This window comes from Azohydromonas aeria, assembly GCF_009760915.1.
Classification (GTDB): domain Bacteria; phylum Pseudomonadota; class Gammaproteobacteria; order Burkholderiales; family Burkholderiaceae_C; genus Azohydromonas; species Azohydromonas aeria.
In genome coordinates this window covers 62618-77678 of record NZ_VIDQ01000001.1, presented here as the reverse complement: position 1 = coordinate 77678, position 15061 = coordinate 62618, and the positions used below count along the sequence as shown (strand labels likewise).

The window sequence follows — 15061 nt, the reverse complement described above, 5'->3', positions numbered from 1 at the left end:
GATCATGCCGCCGCGGCGCGGCTGCCCGCCGCCGGTGCCGCACCCGGCACGGCCGCGCCGGGCGGCAGCGTCAGCGTCACGCAGCTGCCCGCGCCGGGCACGGCGTCGAGCTGCACCTGCGCGCCGATGCGCGCGGCGCGCTCGCGCATGATCTTCAGGCCCACGTGCGTCTCGGCGCGGTCGGCCTGCGGGTCGAAGCCCACGCCGTCGTCGCGCACCTCGAAGCGCCAGCCCGTGCCCGCGCCGGCGGCCACCTCCACCCACACCTCGCTGGCCTGCGCGTGCTTGCGCACGTTGGACAGCGCCTCCTGCACCACGTGCAGCACCTGCACCTGCACGTCCGGGTCCAGCGGCAGGCCGTGGCCCTCGATCTCCAGGTGCGTCTTCAGGCCCGTCTGGTGCTCGAACTTCTGCAGCGTGGTGCGCAGCGCCGGCTCGATGTGCTCGGCATTGGTGCGGGTGCGGAAGTGCACCAGCAGCTCGCGCACGTCGCCCATGCACTCGCGCACGCCGGTGTCGAGCTCGTCGAGCGTGCGCTCCACGCGCGCCTCGTCGCCGCGCTGGCGCGCCGCGCGCAGCAGCTGCACCTGGATCTTGAGGAAGGCCAGCGACTGCGCGATGGAGTCGTGCAGCTCGCGCGCGATGAAGCCGCGCTCCTCGGCCACGGCCTGCTCGCGCTCCAGCGCCGCGGCGCGCAGCCCCTCCATCGCGCCGGCCAGGTGGCTCGCCAGCGCATCGAGCAGGCTCCTCTCGTCGTCGCTGAGCGGGACCTCGGTCCGGTAGAACAGGTCCACCTCGCCCAGCAGCCGCTGGTGCAGCCGCACCGGCACGCTCACCAGCATGTTGAAACCCTCGCGGGCGCAGTGGCCCAGGGTACGGTCGGCGCTGCGGATCGGGATGACGCGCATGCGCGCATCGGCCGCCGACTGGCCGCACAGGCAGTCGCCCGTGGGCACGCAGTGCTCGCTGTCGCTCATGGCCTGCGGCAGCCCCTCGCCGGCCAGCAGCAGGTAGCGCTGGTTGGCCTCGTCGGACCAGCGGATGGCCACGGCGTCGGCGCGCGCGATGCGCCGCACCTGCTGCGCGAAGCCCTGCGCCATGCTCTCCAGCGTGTCGGCGCGCGCCAGCAGCGCGCTCACGTCGTAGAGCGTCTGCAGCCGCGCGCGCTGCAGCTCCAGCGAGGCGGTCTTCTCGCGCACCTTGTCCTCCAGGTCCTGGTAGAGCGACTGCAGCGTGCGCGCCATGCGGTTGAAGCCCGAGGCCAGGCGGCCGAACTCGTCGCGGGTGGGCACCTCCACGCGCGCGCCGAAGTCGGCCTGCTCCACGCGCTCCAGGCCGCGCTGCAGCCGCGCCAGCGGCTCCAGCACGAACAGGTGCCCGGTGTAGAGCAGCACCACCGCCGCGGCGATGGCCAGGCCCAGCATGGCCAGCTGGTACAGGTGCAGGATGCTGGTGTAGCGCGCGAGCTGCCCCTCGATGGCGTCCACCAGCGCGTCCACCGAGCCCACGAAGGCTTCGGCATCGGCGCGCACCGCCGCCGGCGGCGGTGGCGGCGACTGGCGCCAGCGCGCGTGCAGTTCCTGCCACTGCTGCAGCACGTCGTTGAAGGCGGCGTGCGCCGCCGTGTTCCAGGGCACGAGCAGCGGGCGCGAGGGGTCGCCTTCGGACAGCAGCGCCAGGCTGTCCTGGAAGCGCTCGAACTTGGCCTGCACCTGCGCCGGCGCGGCGTCGTGCAGCGAGGCCGCGAGCTGCCAGGTCTGCATGCGCATGCGCCCGGCCTCGTTGACGGCGGCCGCCCCGCCTTCGAGCTGCCAGCTCACCCACAGCGTCAGCCCGATCGAGGCCAGCGCCAGCACCAGCATCGTCGTGCCGATGGCCAGCAGCTTGCGCGCCAGCGTCCAGGTCGTTTTCATGCGCGCACTCTATGCAGCGGCGGTTGCCGGCGCTTGCCTCTTGTCAAGAGACCCCGCACCCCGCGCCCGCGCGGCAGCACGCCCCCATTTCCCGGGATGCGCGCCAGGGAACCCGCGCCTACGGTCGGCGTCCCGGCGCCGCGCCGCGGCCGTGGCGCGCCAAGCCGGCTTTTCCGGACCCAGTGAAAGGATCGCCTCATGCATCGCACGTCCTTTTCCCTGAGCTGCGCGGCGCTGGCCGGCGCGCTGCTGGCCGGCACGGCGCCGGCGCACGGCGCCGACGGCGCCCCGGGCAGCCCGCCCAGCGTGGCGCGCCCCGAGCCCAACGACCGCATCTCGCGCGGCTTCGCGATCGTGCCCGAGGGCGTCACGCTCAACCTCAAGGGCCGCGACCGCACGCTCGTGGGCCTGGGCAGCTACCTCGTCAACGCCGTGGGCGGCTGCAACGACTGCCATGCCCGCCCGGCCTACGCGCCCGGCGGCAACCCGTTCAATGGCGAGCCCGAGCGCATCGACGCCGAGGCCTATTTGCGCGGCGGGCGCCAGTTCGGTCCCTTCACCTCGCCCAACCTGCGTCCCGACGCGCGCGGCAACCCGGCCGGGCTGCGGCTGTGGCAGTTCATCCGGACGATACGCACCGGCCACAGCCCCAACGACGCGCCGGGCCAGATCCTGCAGGTCATGCCCTGGCCGGTGTACAGCCACATGGTCGAGCGCGACCTGCGTGCCATCTACGAGTACCTGCGCTCGCTGCCCTCGGCGCCGGACAACCCCAACCCGGGGCCGTGAGCGCGGTGCCCTGAGGAATGAAGAAAACGCGGCCACGGGCCGCGTTTTTCATGGAGCCCGGGGCCGCCGTCAGTCCGCCGCGTAGATGTCGCGGTCCTTGGTCTCGCGGATGAAGAGCATGCCGATCACGAAGGTCGCGCCCGCAACCACGATCGGGTACCACAGGCCGTTGTAGATGTTGCCCGTCTGCGCCACGATGGCGAAGGCCGTGGTGGGCAGCAGCCCGCCGAACCAGCCGTTGCCGATGTGGTAGGGCAGGCTCATCGAGGTGTAGCGGATGCGCGTGGGGAAGAGCTCCACCAGCATCGCGGCGATGGGGCCGTAGACCATGGTCACGTAGATCACCAGCAGCGTCAGGATGCCGATGACCAGCGGCTTGTTGATGCGCGCGGGGTCGGCGGCCACGGGGTAGCCGGCCGCCTTGGCGGCGTCCGCGACCTCCTTCTTGAACGCGGCGATCCTCGCCTTGCTCGGGGCGTCGAAGGCGTGGCCGTTGGGCGTGCGCGTGGCGTCGAAGGCAGGGATGACGCGCTCGCCGATGCGGATCGAGGCCGCGGTGCCCGCCGGGCCCTCGACGACCGTGTAGTTCACGGCCGCCTGCGCCAGCGTGCGCTTGGCCAGGTCGCAGTCGGTGCGGAAGTCCACCTCGCGCGCGATGGGGCTGCCCTGGAAGCTGCAGCGCGCGGGGTCCACCGTGACGGTGATGGGCACGGCGCGCTGTGCCTGCGCCAGCGCGGGGTTGGCGGCCTCGGTGAGCGCGTGGAAGAGCGGGAAGTACGTCAGCGCCGCGATGAGGCAGCCGGCCATGATGATGGGCTTGCGCCCGATGCGGTCGGAGAGCCAGCCGAAGAGGATGAAGAACGGCGTGCCCAGCAGCAGCGACACCGCCACCAGGATGTTGGCCGTGGACTCCTCGACCTTGAGCGCCTGCGTCAGGAAGAACAGCGCGTAGAACTGGCCCGTGTACCACACCACCGCCTGCCCGGCGGTCAGGCCCACCAGGGCCAGCAGCACGACGCGCAGGTTCTTCCAGCGCCCGAAGCTCTCCGACAGCGGCGACTTGGAGCTGCGCCCCTCCTCCTTGATCTTCTTGAACGCGGGCGACTCGTTGAGCGAGAGCCGGATCCACACGCTCACCGCCAGCAGCACGATCGACAGCAGGAACGGCAGCCGCCAGCCCCAGTCGGCGAACGCCGCCTCGCCGGTGAGCGTGCGCGTGCCCAGGATCACGCCCAGGCTCAGGAACAGGCCCAGCGTGGCCGTGGTCTGGATCCACGAGGTGTAGAAGCCGCGCTTGCCGTGCGGCGCATGCTCCGACACGTAGGTGGCCGCCCCGCCGTACTCGCCGCCCAGGGCCAGGCCCTGGAGCATGCGCAGCAGCACCAGCAGCACCGGCGCGGCCACGCCCACGCTGGCGTAGGTGGGCAGGATGCCCACGATGAAGGTGGACAGCCCCATGAGCAGGATCGTCACCAGGAAGGTGTACTTGCGCCCGATCATGTCGCCCAGCCGCCCGAACACCAGCGCGCCGAAGGGCCGCACCAGGAAGCCCGCGGCAAAGGCCAGCAGCGCGAAGATGAAGGCCGCGCCCGCCTCAAGCCCGGAGAAGAACTGCCGCGCGATGATGGGCGCCAGCGCCCCGTAGAGGTAGAAGTCGTACCACTCGAAAACCGTCCCCAGGCTGGAGGCGAAGATGACCTTGCGCTCCTCGCGCGTCATTGGCGCCCTTGAGCGCGAAAGCCTGTACGCACGGGCAGTGCTGGCCATGAATGCATGTCTCCTGTCGATTCGATGAGCCTCTGCGGGCCGTGCCGCGGGCATCGTGGTGGACCCTTCTGACGGTGGGCTTACTGACAGCGGGACGGCGCGCGGGGCGGGTGGCGACCTGGGAATTACCCTTGGCGACGCGCCATTTTTCACAATCCAAAAAAAACGGCCGCGGGAAACCCGGAAACGTCAGCCAGCATTCAGTTACGCGTCAGGAAGCGCGGCAAACCTTCGCCTGCGGCGGCGGGCCCTTCTGGCCGGGGGGCCTTGCCGTGCAGATGCACCCACAACCTTTTCTTCCTTGAGGTGTAGGAGACAACGACATGAATCACGACTCGACCGGTTACTGGCGAGCGACACTGGCACTGCTGGGCAAGATCCTCGTGATCTGGTTCCTGGTGTCCTTCGGGGCGGGCATCCTGTTCGCCGGCCCGCTCAACGGCATCCACCTGGGCGGCTATCCGCTGGGCTTCTGGTTCGCGCAACAGGGCTCGATCTACGTCTTCATCGCGCTCATCTTCTGGTACGCCAAGAAGATGGGCGACCTGGACCGCGAATTCGACGTGCACGAGGACTGAGCGCACCATGGATCTGCAAACCACCATCTACCTCGTTGTCGGGTTGAGCTTCGCGCTCTACATCGGCATCGCCATCTGGGCGCGCGCGGGCTCGACCAGCGAGTTCTACGCCGCCGGCGGCGGCGTGCACCCGGTGACCAACGGCATGGCCACGGCGGCCGACTGGATGAGCGCGGCGTCGTTCATCTCCATGGCCGGCCTGATCTCCAACATGGGCTACGGCGGCGGCCTGTTCCTCATGGGCTGGACCGGCGGCTACGTGCTGCTGGCCATGCTGCTGGCGCCGTACCTGCGCAAGTTCGGCAAGTTCACCGTGCCGCAGTTCATCGGCGACCGCTTCTACTCCAAGAGCGCCAGCACGGTGGCCGTGGTCTGCCTGCTGACCGCCTCGATCACGTACATCATCGGCCAGATGACGGGCGTGGGCGTGGCGTTCTCGCGCTTCCTGGGCGTCTCGGCCGAGACGGGCATCTACGTGGGCATGGCCATCGTGTTCGCCTACGCGGTGTTCGGCGGCATGAAGGGCATCACCTACACGCAGGTGGCGCAGTACATCGTGCTGATCCTGGCTTACACGGTGCCCGCGGTCTTCATCTCGCTGCAGCTCACGGGCAACGCGCTGCCGCAGCTGGGCCTGGGCGGCACCTATTCCGGCTCCGACGTGTCGCTGCTGCAGAAGCTCGACCAGGTCGTCACGGACCTGGGCTTCGGCCAGTACACCACGACCACGGCCGGCAGCACGCTCAACATGTTCATGTACACGCTGTCGCTGATGATCGGCACGGCCGGCCTGCCGCACGTGATCATGCGCTTCTTCACCGTGCCCAAGGTCAAGGACGCCCGTTCCTCGGCGGGCTGGGCGCTGGTCTTCATCGCCATCCTCTACACGACCGCGCCGGCCGTGGCCGCCATGGCCAAGCTCAACCTGCACGGCACCGTCAACACCGCGGTGGCTGCCGGCGGCAACCTCTACGCGCCCGACGCCAGCCTGCGCTATGAGGAGCGTCCGGACTGGATGAAGCGCTGGGAGAAGACCGGCCTGCTGAAGTTCGAGGACAAGAACGGCGACGGCCGCATCCAGTACTACAACGACAAGAGCACCAACGCCGACGCCAAGGCCAAGGCCGCGGAAGCCGGCTGGAAGGGCAACGAGCTCACCGTCAACCCCGACATCATCGTGCTGGCCAACCCCGAGATCGCGCTGCTGCCCAACTGGGTGATCGCGCTGGTGGCTGCCGGCGGCCTGGCCGCGGCGCTGTCCACCGCGGCGGGGCTGCTCATGGCCATCTCCGCGGCCGTCTCGCACGACCTGGTCAAGGGCGTGTTCGCGCCCAACATCAGCGAGAAGAACGAGCTGCTCACGGGCAAGATCTCGATGGCCGTGGCCATCGTGATCGCGGGCTGGCTGGGCCTGAACCCGCCGGGCTTCGCCGCGGGCACCGTGGCACTGGCCTTCGGCATCGCCGCGAGCTCGCTGTTCCCGGCGATCATGATGGGCATCTTCAGCAAGAAGATGAACAAGGAAGGCGCCATCGTCGGCATGCTCGCGGGCCTGTTCGTGACGCTGTTCTACGTGTTCGCGCACAAGGGCATCTTCTTCGTGAAGGGCACGGAGTACGTGGACCTGATCGGCGGGCCCAACAGCTTCTTCGGCATCACGCCGGAGGCCTTCGGTGCCGTGGGCGCGGCGGTGAACTTCGTGGTGGCCTTCGTCGTTGACAAGGTGACCAAGGAGCCGCCGGTGCACATCCAGGCCATGGTCGAGGCCGTGCGCATCCCGCGCGGCGCCAAGGCGGTGGACGGCGCACACTGAGCGCGCCAGCCGCACGCCAGCCCGTGCCGGGCTGGCGCACGCAGCCCCCGATCCCGGCCTCGCGGCCGGGGCTGCATGCGCCGGCCACCGTATGGGGCCCTGCCGGCGCCGCCCGCAGGGCCCCTTTTCATTTGCGGAGTAGTAACCATGGCCTTCGATGTCAGCGTCGTCCTGACGTGGCTCCTCTTCCTCGCGCTGTTCCCGATGGCCTTCTTCTGGCTGCGCCGGGCCTGGCGCATCCTGATGCGGCGCGACTTCTCCGAAGTCGCGCTCAAGCACGGCGAGCCCCCGCCCGAGGCCTGGCGCTGGGCGCCCTACGAAATGGCCATCAACGCCGTGGCCGGCACGGTGGTGGTGTGCGTGATCGTGGCCATCGTCCTGGCGGGCCTGCCCTACGAGAGCTGGACCGCCATCGCGGGCACCACGATCTGGTGCAAGTTCTTCCTCAGCTTCGCGCTGAGCCGGCATGCGCATGCCGCCGCGGCGCGCCGGCGCGCCTGAGCCGGCCGGGCCGCCGCCATGCCCATGCGCGCCACGCTGCTGCATCAGCGCCTGCTGGGGCTGTTCGCGCTGGCGCTGCTGCTGCTGAACTTCCCGCTACTGGCGCTGTGGGACCGCGACGCGCTCGTGCTGGGGCTGCCGCTGTTCCCGCTGGCGCTGTTCGGGCTGTGGGCCCTGCTGATCGCGCTGCTGGCGTGGCTGATGGAGCGGCCCGACTGAGCATGCGCGAGCGCCCCGCCCCGGAGCCCGCGCGATGCTGACGCCCGCGGCCGTGCTGGTCGCCTCGACGGCGTACCTGCTGCTGCTGTTCGCCGTGGCCTGGTGGGGCGACCGGCGCGCGCGCCAGGGCCGCTCGGTGGTGGGCAACGCCTGGGTCTACGCGCTGTCGATGGCGGTGTACTGCACCGCCTGGACCTACTTCGGCAGCGTCGGCCGCGCGGCCTCGGGCGGGGTGTGGTTCCTGCCCATCTACCTGGGCCCGACGCTGGCGATGCTGCTGGCGTGGCTGGTGGTGCGGCGCATGATCCGCACCGCGCGGCTGCACCGCATCACCTCCATCGCCGACTTCGTGGCCAGCCGCTACGGCAAGAGCCCGCTGCTGGCCGGGCTCGTCACGCTGATCTGCGTGGTGGGCATCGTTCCGTACATCGCGCTGCAGCTCAAGGCCATCGCCAGCGGCTACGCCGTGCTGACCCAGGGCGCGGGCGCGCCGGCGGCCGCGCCCGGGCCGTGGTGGCGCGACGGCATGCTGGCCGTGGCGCTGGCGCTGGCGGGCTTCACGATGGTGTTCGGCACGCGGCGCCTGGACAGCACCGAGCGCCACGAGGGCATGGTCGCGGCCATCGCCTTCGAGTCGGTGGTCAAGCTCGTGGCCTTCGTGGCCGTGGGCGTGTTCGTCACCTGGGGCCTGTTCGACGGGCCCGGCGCGCTGTTCGGGCAGGCGCTGGCGCAGCCCGAGCTGCGGGCGCTGCTGGCGCTGTCGCAGCCCGAGCGGCCCTTCGCCTGGGGGCAGTGGTTCGCGCTGACGCTGCTGTCGATGCTGTCGGTGCTGCTGCTGCCGCGCCAGTTCCAGGTGATGGTGGTGGAGAACGTGCACGAGAACCACCTGCGCCGCGCGGCCTGGCTGTTCCCGGCCTACCTGCTGGCCATCAACCTGTTCGTGCTGCCCATCGCGCTGGGCGGGCTCCTGGTGCTGGGCCGCGGCGCCAATGCCGACACCTTCGTGCTGTCGCTGCCGCTGGCCGCGGGGCAGCAGGCGCTGGCGCTGGCGGCCTTCGTCGGCGGGCTCTCGGCGGCCACGGGCATGGTCATCGTCGAGGCCATCGCGGTGTCCACCATGGTGTGCAACGACCTGGTGATGCCGCTGCTGCTGCGGCTGCCGGCGCTGGCGCGGCGCGCCGACCTCACCGGGGTGCTGCTGGCCATCCGCCGCGCCGCCATCGTCGTGGTGCTGCTGCTGGGCTACCTGTACTTCCACCTCGCCGGCGAGGCCTACGCGCTGGTGAGCATCGGGCTCATCAGCTTCGCGGCGGTGGCGCAGTTCGCCCCGGCGCTGCTGGGAGGCATGTACTGGAAGGGCGGCACGCGCCAGGGCGCCGTGGCCGGGCTGCTGGCGGGCTTCGCGCTGTGGGCTTACACGCTGATGCTGCCCTCCATCGCCAAGTCGGGCTGGTGGGACACCGACTTCATCGAGCGCGGGCCGTGGGGGCTGGCGCTGCTGCGGCCCGAGGCGCTGCTGGGCCTCACGGGGCTGGACCCGCTGACGCACTCGCTGTTCTGGAGCCTGCTGGCCAACGCCGGGCTGTTCGTGGCGCTGTCGCTGCTGCGCACGCCCTCGCCGCGCGAGACCAGCCAGGCGCTGCTGTTCGTGGGCGTGTTCGACCGCAGCCGGGCCGTGCAGCCGGTGTTCTGGCGCGGCCGCGCGCAGCTGGCGGACCTGCACGCGCTGGCCGCGCGCTTCCTGGGCGCGGCGCAGGCGCAGCGGCTGTTCGAGGACTACGCCCGGCGCAGCGGCGCCGCGGCCGTCGAGCACATCGAGCCCGACGCGCGGCTGGTGCACTTCGTCGAGACCGAGCTCGCCGGGGCCATCGGCAGCGCCTCCGCGCGCGTGGTGGTGGCCTCGGTGGTGCAGGAAGAGGCGCTGGACATGGACGACGTGCTGCGCATCCTCGACGAGGCCTCGCAGCTGCGCGCCTACTCGCACGCGCTGGAGCGCGCCGGCGCCGAGCTGCGCGCGGCCAACGAGCGGCTGGAGAGCCTGGACCGGCTCAAGGACGACTTCATGTCCTCGGTGACGCACGAGCTGCGCACGCCGCTGACCTCCATCCGCGCGCTGGCCGAGCTGATGCTGGCCGAGCCGGACATGCCCGCGGCGCAGCGCCAGCAGTTCCTGGGGCTGGTGGTGGCGGAGTCGCAGCGCCTGAGCCGCCTGGTCAACCAGGTGCTCGACCTGGCCAAGATCGAGTCGGGCCAGGCGCAGTGGCACGACACCGACGTGGATCTCGTGGCGCTGCTGCGCCAGGCCGCGCAGACCGTGGAGGAGCTGGTGCACGAGCGCGGCGCGCAGCTGGCGCTGGAGCTGCCCGAAGGCGCGCCGCCGCCGCTGCGCGCCGACCCCGACCGGCTGATGCAGGTGCTGCTCAACCTGCTGAGCAACGCGGTCAAGTTCGTGCCCGAAGGGCGCGGGCGCATCGTGCTGCGGCTGCTCAGCGACGCGCACGGCGCCACGGTGGAGGTGCAGGACAACGGCCCGGGCGTGCCGGCGCACCAGCGCGAGCTGGTGTTCGAGAAGTTCCGCCAGGGCGGCGACGCCGCGAACCGGCCGCAGGGCACGGGCCTGGGCCTGCCCATCAGCCGCCAGATCGTGGCGCACTTCGGCGGGCAGCTGGAGCTGCGCCCTGACAACGGTCAAGGCGCGTGCTTCGCCTTCACACTACCGTGGAACCAACCGTCAGCACCACAGACGGCGCCGGGCAAGCACCCAGGGCCGCCGCAGGAGACAAGCCATGACGACCAAGGTCCTCGTCGTTGACGACGAACCCAACATCCTGATCTCGCTGGAGTACCTCATGAAGCGCGAGGGCTACGAGGTGCACGTGGCGCGCGACGGGCTGCAGGCGCTGGAGGTGCTGCGCCGCGAGCGCCCGGCGCTGGTGCTGCTGGACGTGATGATGCCGGGCAAGAACGGCTTCGAGGTCTGCCAGGAGCTGCGCGGCGACGAGGCGCTGCGCGGCACGCGCGTGCTCATGCTCACGGCCAAGGGGCGCGACACCGACGTCGCCAAGGGCCTGGCCATGGGGGCCGACGCCTACGTGACCAAGCCCTTCTCCACGGCCGAGCTGGCGCAGCAGGTGCGCGCGCTGCTGCAGGCACCCGCGCGCGAGGCATGAGGCGCGACCGCCGGCTGCTGGCCGCCACCGCCGCCGCCGCGGGCGCGGCCGCCGCCGGGTTGGCGCTGTTCGCGCTGGGCGGCGGCACGCTGCTGTGGCTGACGCTGGAGCCCGCGCAGCGCCAGGCGCTGGCGGCGCTGCTGGCGCCGCGCTGGCCGCTGCTGCTCATGGCCGCCTGCGCCGTGGCCGGCCTGGCCGCGGCCGCGGCGCAGCCGCTGTACCAGCGCTGGATCGCCGCGCCGGCGCGGCTGCTGGAGCAGGTGCGCCTGCGCCTGGGCACCGAGGTGGAGCACCCGCTGGCGGTCGAGCACGCGACGCCGGCGCTGCAGGGGCTGGCGCAGGCGGTCGACGCGCTCGTGGCGCAGCGCCGGCAGCTGCACAGCGACATCGCGCAGCAGGTGGCGCAGGCCAGCCGCGGCATCGAGCAGGAGCGCAACCGGCTCGCGGCGCTGATGAGCGAGCTCACGCAAAGCGTGGTGGTGTGCAACCTCGACGGCCGCATCCTGCTCTACAACAACCGCGCCCGCATGCAGTTCCGCGCGCTGTCGGACGCGCCGGCGCCGGCCGGCGGCGCCGAGCTCATCGGGCTGGGCCGCTCGATCTACACCGTGTTCGACCGCAAGCTCGTGGCCCATGCGCTGGAGAGCGTGCAGCAGCGGCTGCAGCGCGGCGCGGCGCATCCCAGCGCGCAGTTCGTCACCGTCACGCGCGGCGGCCAGCTGCTGCGCGCGCAGATGGCGCCGGTGCGCGCCGTGGATGGCGCCGGGGAGGCCGACGGCGCTCCGCAGGCCGCGCTCAGCGGCTTCGTGCTGATGCTCGACAACATCACGCAGGAGTACGAGCAGGAGTCGGCCCAGGAGCGGCTGCTGCACGGGCTCACCGAGGGCAGCCGCGGCTCGCTGGCCAACCTGCGCACGGCCGTGGAGATGCTCAGCGACCCCGCGCTCGACGCCGGCATGCGCGAGCGCTTCCTGGGCGTGGCGCGCGACGAGGCCCGGGCCATGTCGCGGCGCATCGATGAGCTCGCCGCGCAGAGCGCCGAGGGCCTGGCCACGCGCTGGCCGCTGGAGGAGATGCTGGGCGAGGACCTGCTGCAGGCGGCGCAGCGCCGCATCGAGGCCCAGACCGGGCTGCGCGCGGGCGTGGAGCCGGTGCAGGGCGCGCCGTGGCTGAAGGTGGACAGCTTCTCGCTGCTGCAGATGCTGGCCTACCTGGCGCAGCGGCTGCACGACGAGTTCGACGTCGGCACGGTGCGGCTGCGCCTGGGCACCGGCCAGGCGCAGCGCGCGCAGCTCGACCTGGTGTGGAGCGGCCCCGGCGTCAGCAGTGCCACCGTGGCGGGCTGGGAGATCGACCCCATGGCCAGCGGCGGCGGCGCCAGCAGCGCGCTGACGGTGCGCGACGTGGTGCAGCGCCACGGCGGCGAGTTCTGGTTCGAGCGCGAGCGCGTGCGCCACGAGGCCTTCTTCCGCGTGCTGCTGCCGCTGGCGCCCGCGGCCGCGTCGCAGCAGACGCTGGAGGCCGCCTTCGTGCACGGGCACAGCCGCCCCGAGTACTACGACTTCGACCTGCTGGCGCACAACGAGGCCGCCAGCGCGCTCGACGAGCGGCGCCTGGTGGAGCTGGCCTACACGGTGTTCGACACCGAGACCACCGGGCTGGACCCGGCCGGCGGCGACGAGATCATCCAGATCGGCGCGGCGCGGCTGGTCAACGGCAAGCTGCTGCGCGGCGAGTGCTTCGAGCAGCTGGTCAACCCGGGGCGCCCCATCCCGCGCGCGACCATCCCCATCCACGGCATCACGCCGGAGATGGTGGCCGCCCAGCCGCGCGTCGCCGAGGTGCTGCGCGCCTTCCACGCCTACGCGCAGGACACGGTGCTGGTGGCCCACAACGCGGCCTTCGACATGCGCTTCCTGCAGCTCAAGGAGAAGGCCAGCGGCGTGCGCTTCGAGCAGCCCGTGCTCGACACGCTGCTGCTGTCGGCGCTGGTGCACCCGCAGCAGGCCTCGCACCGGCTGGAGGACATCGCCGAGCGCTTCGGCGTGCCCGTGATCGGGCGCCACACCGCGCTGGGCGACGCGATGGTGACGGCCGAGGTTTTCCTCAAGCTCGTGCCGCTGCTGGCCGACAGGGGCATCCACACGCTGCGCCAGGCGCGCGAGGCGGCGCAGCAGACCTACTTCGCGCGGCTGAAGTACTGAGCCCAGATCGCTTCAGCCAGTGAAGTATTCCGTTCGCCCTGAGGTATCGAAGGGTGGACGGCCCGCACCTCGGTGCGGGCATCCGAGCCTCTCGGATTCGGCCTTCGATACCTCAGCCGAACCCTGCCCCGGCCGCGGATTCGGCCCGCAAGCGGGCCTCCTACCAACGGCTTGGTGAGTTTTCTCTCAGGCCTGAATCGAAGCTGGAATGAAACGCCCCTGCGCGCCGGTCCGTTTCAGCGATACCGTTGCGCCAGCACGCTTTGCAGCGTCTGCACCACGGCGAAGGCGTCCTTGAGCTGGCTGCGCTCGAAGTTGCTGAGCTCGGACAAGGACAGCATGTTGTCGGCGGCCTGGCCCTGGCGCGTCTGCTGCGCCTGGTGGCGGATGCGCAGCCCGGCCATGAACTCCAGCGCGTCGCGCAGGTCGCGCGCGCTCTGCTCACTGATCTCGCCGCTCTGGGCGGCCACCTCCAGCCGGGCGTAGGTGTTGACCGCCTCATGGCCGCCGGCCAGCGCGTAGATGCGCGCCAGGTCCACGATGGGCACGATGCCGCTGTGCTTGAGGTCCACGGCGTCGCGCAGCTTGCCCGCGCGCACCGTGGCGATGCCGCCGAACAGCGACAGCGGCGGGCGGTGCTTGAGCGCGTTGCCCACCATGTAGGCCAGGAAGATGCGGTTGCCCTGGGTCTGGCGCAGCACTTGCGCACGCAACGAGTCGAGCAGCTCGGCGCGGCCGTGGATGGCGCGCAGGTCGAAGAAGACGCAGGTGAGCATCAGCGCCCGGGGCTCGGGCTCCTCGGTCCAGCGCCGGAAGTACTCGGCCCAGCGCCACTGCGGCTGGCGCCACTCGTCGGTGCGCGCCATCATCTCGCCGGGACAGTGGACGTAGCCGCAGGCGTTGAGCCCGTCGTTGACGAAGGCCGCGAGCGCGCGGAAGTACGCGCCGTGCGCGGCCTCGTCGTAGCGGTCGTCGAGCACCAGGCAGTTGTCCTGGTCGCTGCGCGCGGTCTGCTCGCTGCGTGCCTGCGAGCCCGCGGCCACCCAGGCGTAGTCCACCGGCGCGGGGCCCAGCTGCGCCTCGGCCATCTGCAGCAGCCGCGTCGTGACGGCGTCGGTGACGGCGGTGACGATGTGCCCGGTGCTGCAGGCGCTGGCCTGCGCGGCGGCGAGGTTGCGCTGCAGCGCCTTGACGCGGCCCGCCACCTCCACCAGGCCCTGCAGCGTCGTCTGCTTGTGCACCTCGCCGGCCAGGTACACCGCCGAGGTGCTGTGCTGCTCGGTGATGTCGGTGGCGGTGAGCATGCCCACCACGCGCGTGCCGTCGAGCACGGGCACGTGGTGGATGTTGTGGCGCGCCATGAGCAGCAGCGCCTCGAAGGCCGGCTGCGCGACGTCCACGGCCAGCGGCGCGACGGTGGCGACGCGGTGCACCGGCTCCTGCGGGTCCAGCCCGGCCGCGAGCACGCGGTTGCGCAGGTCGCGGTCCGTCACCAGGCCGAACAGGTGCTCCTGCTCCAGCAGCAGCACCGAGGACACGCGCTCGTCGCGCATGGTCTGCGCCGCCTGCAGGATGCTAGCGTGCGGCGCCAGCGTCACCGGCGCGCGCTTGAGCAGCCCGCGCACCGGCTGCGCCATCAGGCCCAGGTGCGGGTCGCTGCCGCGCTCGGCGGCGCTGCCGCCGGCGCCGTTGCCGGCCGGCGGCGGCGCCAGGAACAGCGCCATGGCCGGGTGCTCGGCGCACAGCTGCGCCACGTCCGCCGCGGGCAGGAAGGCGATGTCGGTGCGCTCGCGGGCCACGGCCGTCCAGCCCTGGGGCTCGCCGCGCGGCAGCGCCCCGGCGCCGAAGAGCTCGCCGCCCTCCAGCGTCGCCACGTCGGCCGCGCCGCCCTCGCGCAGCAGCGCCACGCGCCCGCACAGCACCCAGCCCAGGCGGCGGCCCAGCGCCGCATCCGCCGCCACGCGCTCCCCGGCCTCGAAGCGCCGGCATGCCAGGCGCCGCGCCAGCCGCGCCTGCGAGGCCGCGTCCAGCAGCGAGAACACGCGATGGCGGCCCAGCAGTTCGCTCAGGCTCGGCTCGGGCAGGCAGGCGCTGGGCATGGTGATAC

11 protein-coding genes are annotated in these 15061 nt (G+C 71.8%); 8 read left to right on the top strand and 3 right to left on the bottom strand.

What is annotated here, in order from left to right:
• Positions 1 to 2 precede the first annotated feature (2 nt).
• Positions 3 to 1913, bottom strand: coding sequence for a type IV pili methyl-accepting chemotaxis transducer N-terminal domain-containing protein (locus FJ694_RS00395; RefSeq protein ID WP_157263447.1), 1911 nt, complete (start codon positions 1911 to 1913; stop codon positions 3 to 5).
• Between the two features lie 198 nt (positions 1914 to 2111).
• Here FJ694_RS00395 and FJ694_RS00390 point away from each other — a divergent pair, with 198 nt between their 5' ends.
• A complete protein-coding gene (locus tag FJ694_RS00390) occupies positions 2112 to 2702 on the top strand; it encodes a cytochrome C (protein WP_157263446.1) in 591 nt (196 codons plus the stop codon).
• Positions 2703 to 2771: 69 nt separating this feature from the next.
• Here FJ694_RS00390 and FJ694_RS00385 read toward each other — a convergent pair whose 3' ends face one another.
• Positions 2772 to 4421 carry an MFS transporter gene (locus FJ694_RS00385; protein WP_157263445.1) on the bottom strand — a complete coding sequence of 550 codons (1650 nt, stop codon included), beginning with the start codon at positions 4419 to 4421 and terminating at the stop codon, positions 2772 to 2774.
• Between the two features lie 371 nt (positions 4422 to 4792).
• Between FJ694_RS00385 and FJ694_RS00380 the strand changes: the two genes are divergently transcribed.
• From FJ694_RS00380 to FJ694_RS00350, 7 genes are all read left to right on the top strand, one after another.
• Positions 4793 to 5047, top strand: a complete 255-nt coding sequence (locus FJ694_RS00380) for a DUF4212 domain-containing protein (protein WP_157263444.1) — start codon at positions 4793 to 4795, stop codon at positions 5045 to 5047.
• A gap of 7 nt (positions 5048 to 5054) precedes the next feature.
• Positions 5055 to 6860, top strand: a complete 1806-nt coding sequence (locus FJ694_RS00375) for a sodium:solute symporter family protein (protein WP_157263443.1) — start codon at positions 5055 to 5057, stop codon at positions 6858 to 6860.
• Between the two features lie 147 nt (positions 6861 to 7007).
• A complete protein-coding gene (locus FJ694_RS00370; protein WP_157263442.1) occupies positions 7008 to 7361 on the top strand; it encodes a hypothetical protein in 354 nt (117 codons plus the stop codon).
• A gap of 18 nt (positions 7362 to 7379) precedes the next feature.
• Complete coding sequence (locus tag FJ694_RS00365) at positions 7380 to 7580, top strand: hypothetical protein (RefSeq protein ID WP_232539820.1); 201 nt, start codon at positions 7380 to 7382, stop codon at positions 7578 to 7580.
• A gap of 34 nt (positions 7581 to 7614) precedes the next feature.
• Entirely contained in the window at positions 7615 to 10392 is a 2778-nt protein-coding gene (locus tag FJ694_RS00360; RefSeq protein WP_157263441.1) for a sensor histidine kinase, read from the top strand.
• Positions 10367 to 10750: a response regulator transcription factor gene (locus FJ694_RS00355; RefSeq protein ID WP_157263440.1), complete on the top strand. Its 384-nt coding sequence runs from the start codon at positions 10367 to 10369 to the stop codon at positions 10748 to 10750. Before FJ694_RS00360 ends, FJ694_RS00355 begins: the two co-directional genes overlap by 26 nt.
• A complete protein-coding gene (locus tag FJ694_RS00350; RefSeq protein ID WP_157263439.1) occupies positions 10747 to 12954 on the top strand; it encodes an exonuclease domain-containing protein in 2208 nt (735 codons plus the stop codon). The genes FJ694_RS00355 and FJ694_RS00350 overlap by 4 nt, the downstream gene beginning before the upstream one ends.
• Before the next feature lie 236 nt (positions 12955 to 13190).
• Here the strand turns inward: FJ694_RS00350 and FJ694_RS00345 are convergent, their stop codons facing one another.
• A complete protein-coding gene (locus FJ694_RS00345; RefSeq protein WP_157263438.1) occupies positions 13191 to 15053 on the bottom strand; it encodes a putative nucleotidyltransferase substrate binding domain-containing protein in 1863 nt (620 codons plus the stop codon).
• Positions 15054 to 15061 lie beyond the last annotated feature (8 nt).